Origin of the sequence: Mycobacterium talmoniae (assembly GCF_001854525.1) — a bacterium.
GTDB classification, from domain to species: Bacteria; Actinomycetota; Actinomycetes; order Mycobacteriales; family Mycobacteriaceae; genus Mycobacterium; species Mycobacterium talmoniae.
In genome coordinates this window covers 1-6,384 of the sequence record NZ_MLQM01000232.1, presented here as the reverse complement: position 1 = coordinate 6,384, position 6,384 = coordinate 1, and the positions used below count along the sequence as shown (strand labels likewise).

At 70.7% G+C, this 6,384-nt stretch carries 7 protein-coding genes, 1 tRNA gene and 1 pseudogene; 4 read left to right on the top strand and 5 right to left on the bottom strand.

Features of this window, described 5'->3' with window-relative positions; translation table 11 throughout:
- Window positions 1-140 precede the first annotated feature (140 nt).
- Window positions 141-1,111: pseudogene (locus BKN37_RS28115) on the top strand (recombinase family protein); the annotation flags it as partial.
- Between the two features lie 77 nt (window positions 1,112-1,188).
- Here the strand turns inward: BKN37_RS28115 and BKN37_RS25050 are convergent.
- Window positions 1,189-1,274, bottom strand: a tRNA-Leu gene (locus BKN37_RS25050).
- An 81-nt stretch (window positions 1,275-1,355) separates the two neighbouring features.
- Between BKN37_RS25050 and BKN37_RS25045 the strand changes: the two genes are divergently transcribed.
- Entirely contained in the window at window positions 1,356-2,708 is a 1,353-nt protein-coding gene (locus BKN37_RS25045) for a M20/M25/M40 family metallo-hydrolase (protein ID WP_071029741.1), read from the top strand.
- Window positions 2,709-2,730: 22 nt separating this feature from the next.
- Window positions 2,731-3,297: a YbhB/YbcL family Raf kinase inhibitor-like protein gene (locus BKN37_RS25040; RefSeq protein ID WP_071029739.1), complete on the top strand. Its 567-nt coding sequence runs from the start codon at window positions 2,731-2,733 to the stop codon at window positions 3,295-3,297.
- Window positions 3,298-3,364: 67 nt separating this feature from the next.
- Here the strand turns inward: BKN37_RS25040 and BKN37_RS25035 are convergent, their stop codons facing one another.
- The 3 genes from BKN37_RS25035 to BKN37_RS25025 are packed head-to-tail and all read right to left on the bottom strand — an operon-like array spanning window position 3,365 to window position 5,754.
- Window positions 3,365-4,426: a quinone-dependent dihydroorotate dehydrogenase gene (locus BKN37_RS25035; RefSeq protein WP_071029737.1), complete on the bottom strand. Its 1,062-nt coding sequence runs from the start codon at window positions 4,424-4,426 to the stop codon at window positions 3,365-3,367.
- Entirely contained in the window at window positions 4,427-4,672 is a 246-nt protein-coding gene (locus BKN37_RS25030; protein ID WP_071029735.1) for a DUF5703 family protein, read from the bottom strand. It abuts the gene before it with no gap.
- Complete coding sequence (locus BKN37_RS25025) at window positions 4,669-5,754, bottom strand: YncE family protein (protein WP_242657355.1); 1,086 nt, start codon at window positions 5,752-5,754, stop codon at window positions 4,669-4,671. The genes BKN37_RS25030 and BKN37_RS25025 overlap by 4 nt, the downstream gene beginning before the upstream one ends.
- Window positions 5,755-5,833: 79 nt before the next feature.
- Here BKN37_RS25025 and BKN37_RS28110 point away from each other — a divergent pair, with 79 nt between their 5' ends.
- Window positions 5,834-6,139, top strand: coding sequence for a hypothetical protein (locus BKN37_RS28110; protein WP_083342039.1), 306 nt, complete (start codon window positions 5,834-5,836; stop codon window positions 6,137-6,139).
- Here BKN37_RS28110 and BKN37_RS25020 read toward each other — a convergent pair.
- Window positions 6,038-6,384, bottom strand: a 347-nt coding sequence (locus tag BKN37_RS25020) for an MMPL family transporter (RefSeq protein WP_165618392.1), incomplete at its 5' end; no start/stop codon positions are given. The genes BKN37_RS28110 and BKN37_RS25020 overlap by 102 nt on opposite strands.

The following is a 6,384-nucleotide window of genomic DNA, read 5'->3' as shown; positions in this document are numbered from 1 at the left end:
CGCCAAAAAACACGCCGCGGCAGCCCTTGCCAAACAACACCAAATCGCCTAGCGTTCAACATGACTCGTTGATCACAACGCGTGAACCACGCCCGATCCGAAGTCCACCACTCCACGGGACGCTATCTGGTCGATGCGCAGTCGCATCGAGGGGCGTGCCGTCACCGAGCCAGTACGACCCGGCGCGGAATCGTCATCGTGACCCGCGAGGCTGGTCCCATTCGGCGATCCGCGCGATACTCGACAACCCGGCGTACTGCGGTATCCGTGTTTGGGGCAAGCAGGAGAAATACGAGGTCCTGGTCAACCCCGACGATGTTGAGGCGGGGTACGAGACTCGTATGCGGTGGCGTGATGAGGCCGACTGGATCGCACCAGACCGCCGAACACATGAAGCGCTGATTCCCGATGAACTGGTGCAGGCTGTGCGCCTTCGGACGCAGGCACGGCGTGGTCCCGGTCTCGTGTGCAGCAGAGAATCGATCGTGCCGTATGCGCTGCGCGGGCTCCTGTTCTGTGCCGCGTGTGGACGGCGGATGCAGGGCGCCGCTCGCGTCGGGAAACGAACGACCCGCATCCTCTACCGTTGCGAGCTGGGTAAGTCGCGTTCTGTACCTGTGGACCTCAGTGATCATCCGCGTACCGTCTATCTCCGTGAAGACGAGGTGACTGCGCGACTTGACGAGTGGATTGCCACCCTGGCCAATCCGGAAGAGCTCGCACGCGGGCCGCACGTGGACCCGGCAGCCGTACTGGCTACGCCGCCCTGCAGCGCCAGCTTCGCGAGGCGAATACCAAGGTTGCTGCGTTGGTTACCGCCGTGGAGTCCGGCGTGGCAGTGGAGGACTTGACCGCGGCATTGCGGCGCCGCACCGCCGAGCGCGACCACCTGAAGGCCCGTCTTGAGCAAGCGGAGCGGCCTCGCGTCATGTCTGCCGCACAGATCAGCGAGTTGGTCGAGGAGCTGGGCGGGCTGTCAGCGGTGCTCGGTGAGGCAACCGGGGCGGAGCGTGCTCAGGTGTACGCAAGCCTGGGCCTGCGTCTTGATTACGATCCGCATCTGCGACAGGTCAAGGCGACGGCCGACTTGAGTCGTGTCGCCGGATGTGTGATCGCGGCTGCGCCGCTCAACACACTCCCTCGGCTCGGAAATGGACGCGAGCGTCCATTTCGCTTGCCTCAGTCGGGTGTCCGAGGGGGGACTTGAACCCCCACGCCCATTAATAGGGCACTAGCACCTCAAGCTAGCGCGTCTGCCATTCCGCCACTCGGACCGACCAACTGCGCACCACGGCAGTCGGGGCAGCTAAGGCTATCGGATCGGGCTGCCCAGACCCAAACTTGACGTCCTTGAGATGGTAGGAAAGGTGATTGTGACCGCCCCTACCGACCCCCGCGACGCGGTGGTGGAACTCGTCAGCCGCCTGATCCAGTTCGACACCACCAACACCGGTGAACTCGACACCACCAAGGGCGAGGCGGACTGCGCGCGCTGGGTCGCCCAGCAGCTCGAAGAGGTCGGCTACCAAACCGAATACATCGAATCCGGCGCGCCCGGGCGCGGCAACGTCTTCGCGCGGCTGGCCGGGGCCGACCCGTCCCGCGGGGCGCTGCTCATCCACGGTCACCTCGATGTCGTCCCCGCCGAGCCTGCCGATTGGAGCGTGCACCCGTTCTCCGGCGCGGTCGAGGACGGCTACGTGTGGGGCCGCGGCGCGGTCGACATGAAGGACATGGTCGGCATGATGATCGCGGTGGCCCGGCATTTCCGCGCCGCCGGCGTCACCCCGCCGCGGGACCTGGTGTTCGCGTTCGTCGCCGACGAGGAAGCCGGCGGGAAATACGGGGCGCACTGGCTCGTCGAGCACCGCCCGGACCTGTTCGAGGGGGTGACCGAGGCGATCGGCGAGGTCGGCGGCTTCTCGCTGACGGTGCCGCGCCGCGACGGGGGAGAGCGGCGGCTGTATCTGATCGAGACCGCCGAGAAGGGCATCGCCTGGATGCGGCTGACCGCCCGCGGCCGCGCCGGGCACGGCTCGATGGTGCACGACGACAACGCGGTCACCGCGGTCGCCGAGGCGGTGGCGCGGCTGGGGCGCCACCAATTCCCGCTGGTCGTCACCGACACCGTCGTGCAGTTCCTGACCGCGGTCGCCGAGGAGACCGGCTACACCTTCGACCTGGACTCACCCGACCTGGAGGGCGCGATCGGCAAGCTGGGCCCGATCGCCAAGATCGTGAAAGCCACCCTGCACGACACCGCCAACCCGACCATGCTCAAGGCCGGCTACAAGGCCAACGTGATCCCGGCCAGCGCCGAGGCGGTGCTGGACTGCCGGGTGCTGCCCGGGCGCAAGGCCGCCTTCGAAGCCGAGGTCGACGCGCTGATCGGCCCGGACGTCACCCGGGAATGGGTCAGCGACCTGCCGTCGTATGAGACCACCTTCGACGGCGACCTGGTCGACGCGATGAACGCCGCGCTGCTGGCCACCGACCCCGACGCCCGCACCGTGCCCTACATGTTGTCCGGCGGCACCGACGCGAAAGCCTTCGCCAAGTTGGGGATCCGCTGTTTTGGCTTCATCCCGCTGCGGTTGCCGCCGGAGCTGGATTTCGCCGCGTTGTTCCACGGCGTCGACGAGCGGGTACCCGTGGACGCGTTGAAGTTTGGTACCCAAGTACTGCAGCACTTCCTGACCCACTGTTGAGCACCGACGAGAGGACCGACGCATGACCACGCCCCCCGACCCGTACGCCGGTCAGCCCAGCATCGCCCGCCCGGACCCCTATGCGGCGCTGCCCAAGCTGCCGTCGTTCACGCTGACCTCGGCGTCGGTCACCGACGGCCAGCCGCTGGGCACCGCCCAGATCAGCGGCATCATGGGCGCCGGCGGCCAGGACGCCAGCCCCCAGCTGAGCTGGTCGGGGTTCCCGGCCGAGACCCGCAGCTTCGCGGTCACCGTGTATGACCCCGACGCCCCGACCCTGTCCGGGTTCTGGCACTGGGCGGTGGCCAACCTGCCGGCCAACGTCACCGAGCTGCCCGAGGGGGCCGGCGACGGCTCCGACCTGCCGGGCGGGGCGCTGACCCTGGTCAACGACGCCGGCATGCGCCGCTACGTGGGCGCCGCGCCGCCGGCCGGGCACGGCCCGCACCGCTACTACATCACCGTGCACGCCGTCGACGTCGACAAGCTGGACCTGCCCGAGGACGCCAGCCCGGCCTTCCTGGGCTTCAACCTGTTCCAGCACGCGATCGCCCGCGCCGTGCTGCACGGCACCTACGAACAGCGCTAAGCCGGCGCGAGCAGACGCAAAAGCCCCCTGGTAACTCCGTTACAGGGGGCTTTTGCGTCTGCTCGTCCTAGGGGGCCGAGCCGACCGCGTCGGCCAGGCTCGCGAACCCGCCGGCGCGCAGCCGCGCCGCCAGCCCGTCGTGAATCTGCTTGGCCCACAGCCCGCCGCCGTAGATGAACCCGGTGTAGCCCTGCAGCAGCGCGGCGCCGGCGGTGATCCGCTCCCAGGCGTCGTCGGCGGTTTCGATGCCGCCCACGCTGATCAGCACCAGCCGATCACCGACCCGGCCGTAAAGGCGGCGCAGCACCTGCACCGCGCGGCGGGCCACCGGCGGGCCGGAGATGCCGCCGTCGCCGAGCCGGTCGGCGCCGGGGGTGACCAGCCCGTCGCGCGACACCGTGGTGTTGGTGGCCACGATACCGGCCAGGCCCAGCTCGACGGCCAGGTCGGCGATCGCGTCGATATCGGCGTCGGCCAGGTCCGGGGCGATCTTCACCAGCACCGGGGTGGCGGTTTCGGCCCGCACCGCCGCCAGGATCGGGCGCAGCTGCGCCACCGACTGCAGATCCCGCAGCCCGGGGGTGTTCGGGGAGCTGACGTTGACCACCAGGTAGTCCGCCAGCGGGCCGAGCAGCGCTGCGCTGGCCCGGTAGTCGTCGACGGCGCGCTCGGCCGGGGTGGTCTTGGTTTTGCCGATGTTGACCCCGATCGGCACGTCGGCGCGGTGCCCGGTCAGCCGGCGCGCCAACGCCGCCGCCCCGCGGTTGTTGAACCCCATCCGGTTCAGCAGCGCCCGGTCGGCGGGCAGCCGGAACAGCCGCGGCGGCGGGTTGCCGGGTTGCGGCTGCGCGGTGACGGTGCCGACCTCGGCGTAGCCGAAACCCAGCGCCCCCCAGCTGTGCAGCCCGCGGCCGTCCTTGTCGAACCCGGCGGCCAGCCCCAACGGGCCGGGGAAGGACACCCCGAACACCGTGGAGGCCAGGATCGGGTCGGTGGGTGCCAGCCGTGCCCGCAGCTCGCGGCGCACCGGGGCGGGCGCGGTGACGCCGCGCAACCCGGCGAAGACCACGGTGTGGATGCGTTCGGCCGGCACCAAAAACAGCGCCCGGCGTAGCGTTCGGTACGCCACCTACTGCTCCGGCCGGTCGGCTAGGCCGTGGCTTTTCCTGCGGCGCAACAACACTCGCCGGCTCCCGTCGGTGTACAGCCGCACCCGGGTCAGTTCCCAGCCGCGGTACTCGGCTTCGATGGACAGCCGGGTGGACGCGCTGATCCGGGTCACCTCCGGCGGCAGCCGCAGCGGCACCCATTCGTAGTCGTCGGACAGTTCGTTGTCCCACTCCGCGGGCAACCGGCCCCGCCGAGCGGCGGTCAACGTGGGCCCGCCGCGTGCTCGATCACCTGGACCCCGACGCCGGCCCCGGACAGCACGTACAGCGTTCCCGACGCGTCGTCGAAGGCCAGCAGGTTGGGTTGCCGCACGGTTGGGTACCGTACCTTTTCCACAGGGATTCCGGTGCTCAGATCGTAACCAATGACGGTGTTGGTGCCGGTCTGCGACACCCACGCCAACGCGGCCGAACCGGCCAGACCGTAGGGGGCGTCCGGCACCGGATAGGCCTGCCGCAAGATCAGCGGGTCGACCCCGTACACCAGCAGCTGGCCGCCGCGGGTGTCGGCGGCCAGCACCACCCCGAGCGGGTCGGCGGCCAGCGTGGTGGCGCCCTGCCCGGCGCGCAGCGCCTGCCGCGGGTTGCCGTCGGCGCCCAGGGTGGTCACCGAGGTCTGCCCGCGATCCAGCACGACGACGGTGTTGCCTTGCGCCACAAGGGCGTCCACCCGCGCGAAGATCTTGTTCCGTTTGAGCACCGCGCTGGTTCCGGTGGGGGTGGCGCCGGCGAGCAGGTAGACGGCGCCGTCGGCGCCGCCCAATACCAGCTTGCCGTCGGCGCGGCGGGCGATCGCGGTGAACTCGGTGTCCTCGGCGTCGTTGACGCTGACCCGGCTGGTGTGCCCGGCGGCCAGGTCGACCACGAAGTAGCCGCCGCGGGTGGCCAGGTAGGCGGTGCCGCGCCCGTCGCCGGCCAGCGCGGTCGCCGGGCCGGGCAGCGCGATGGCGCGCGGCGGGCCCCCGGCGGCGCCGAACACCGACACCGCCGCCGGGGTCTGCGGGTCGGTGCCGGGGGTGAGCACCACCAGCTGCGCGGTGCCGGCGTCGACGAGCGCGGCCTGCGGGTGAGCGCCCAGCGGCCGCACCACCCCGGCCGGGTGCGGCGGACCGGGCGGTGAGTCGGCCGGTTGCGCCGGCGCGATCGTCGGCGGCGTCGTGTCCATCGGGTGCGAGGAGCAGCCGGCCAGCACCACCAGCGCCCCCACCAAACCGGCCAGGAGCGGCTGAACTGCAGGTTTGCGGCGCTGCGGCAACGGGTAGCTTTCGACAGTGGGGCGGCAGAACATTGATTCTAAGGAAACCCGCCCGGCGCTTTCCGGCCCCGTCTGGTCCGCCGGGCGCCGGTCGGGCGGTAGGGTGCCCCGCATGACCGTCACCGCAGACCGGCCAGTGGCCAGCCGAGAGTTTGTCATCGAGGACATGTCGACCGGGATCTTCGCCAGCGGCTTCGGTCAAGTCGGTGATGGCCGCAGCTTCTCCTTCCACATCGAACGGGCGGTGCTGGTCGTGGAGGTGTACCGGCCCCGGCTGGCCGGCCCGGTCCCGCAGCCCGAGGACGTGGTCGCGGGGTTAAGTCGCAGCCTGGTCGACATCGACGTCGACGACCAGCGCAGCCTGGCCGCGGCGGTGCGCGACGCGGTAGCCGTGGCCGAGCCGGTGTCGCGGTCCTGACCGTACCCGCGGGCTGTCCTCGCTCAGCCCGACCCGGCGGTGCAGCCGGATCAGCGGGCCGGGCGCCCACCAGGCGGCGCGGCCCAGCAGCCGCAGGAACGCCGGCAGCAGCACGGTGCGCACCAGGGTGGCGTCGGCCAGCACGGCCAGGGTCAGGCCGACCCCGAACATCCGCATGAACGACACCTGGGCGGCGATCAGCGCGGCGAACGAGATCGACATCACCAGCGCGGCGGCGGTGATCA

What these genes read in the sequence shown, in the direction of transcription:
- BKN37_RS25025 (WP_242657355.1), bottom strand. Translation starts at nt 5,754, where the DNA reads ATGTTCTGCCGCCCCACTGTCGAAAGCTACCCGTTGCCGCAGCGCCGC.
- BKN37_RS28110 (WP_083342039.1), top strand. Translation starts at nt 5,834, where the DNA reads ATGACCGTCACCGCAGACCGGCCAGTGGCCAGCCGAGAGTTTGTCATC.
- BKN37_RS25040 (WP_071029739.1), top strand. Translation starts at nt 2,731, where the DNA reads ATGACCACGCCCCCCGACCCGTACGCCGGTCAGCCCAGCATCGCCCGC.
- BKN37_RS25045 (WP_071029741.1), top strand. Translation starts at nt 1,356, where the DNA reads ATGGTAGGAAAGGTGATTGTGACCGCCCCTACCGACCCCCGCGACGCG.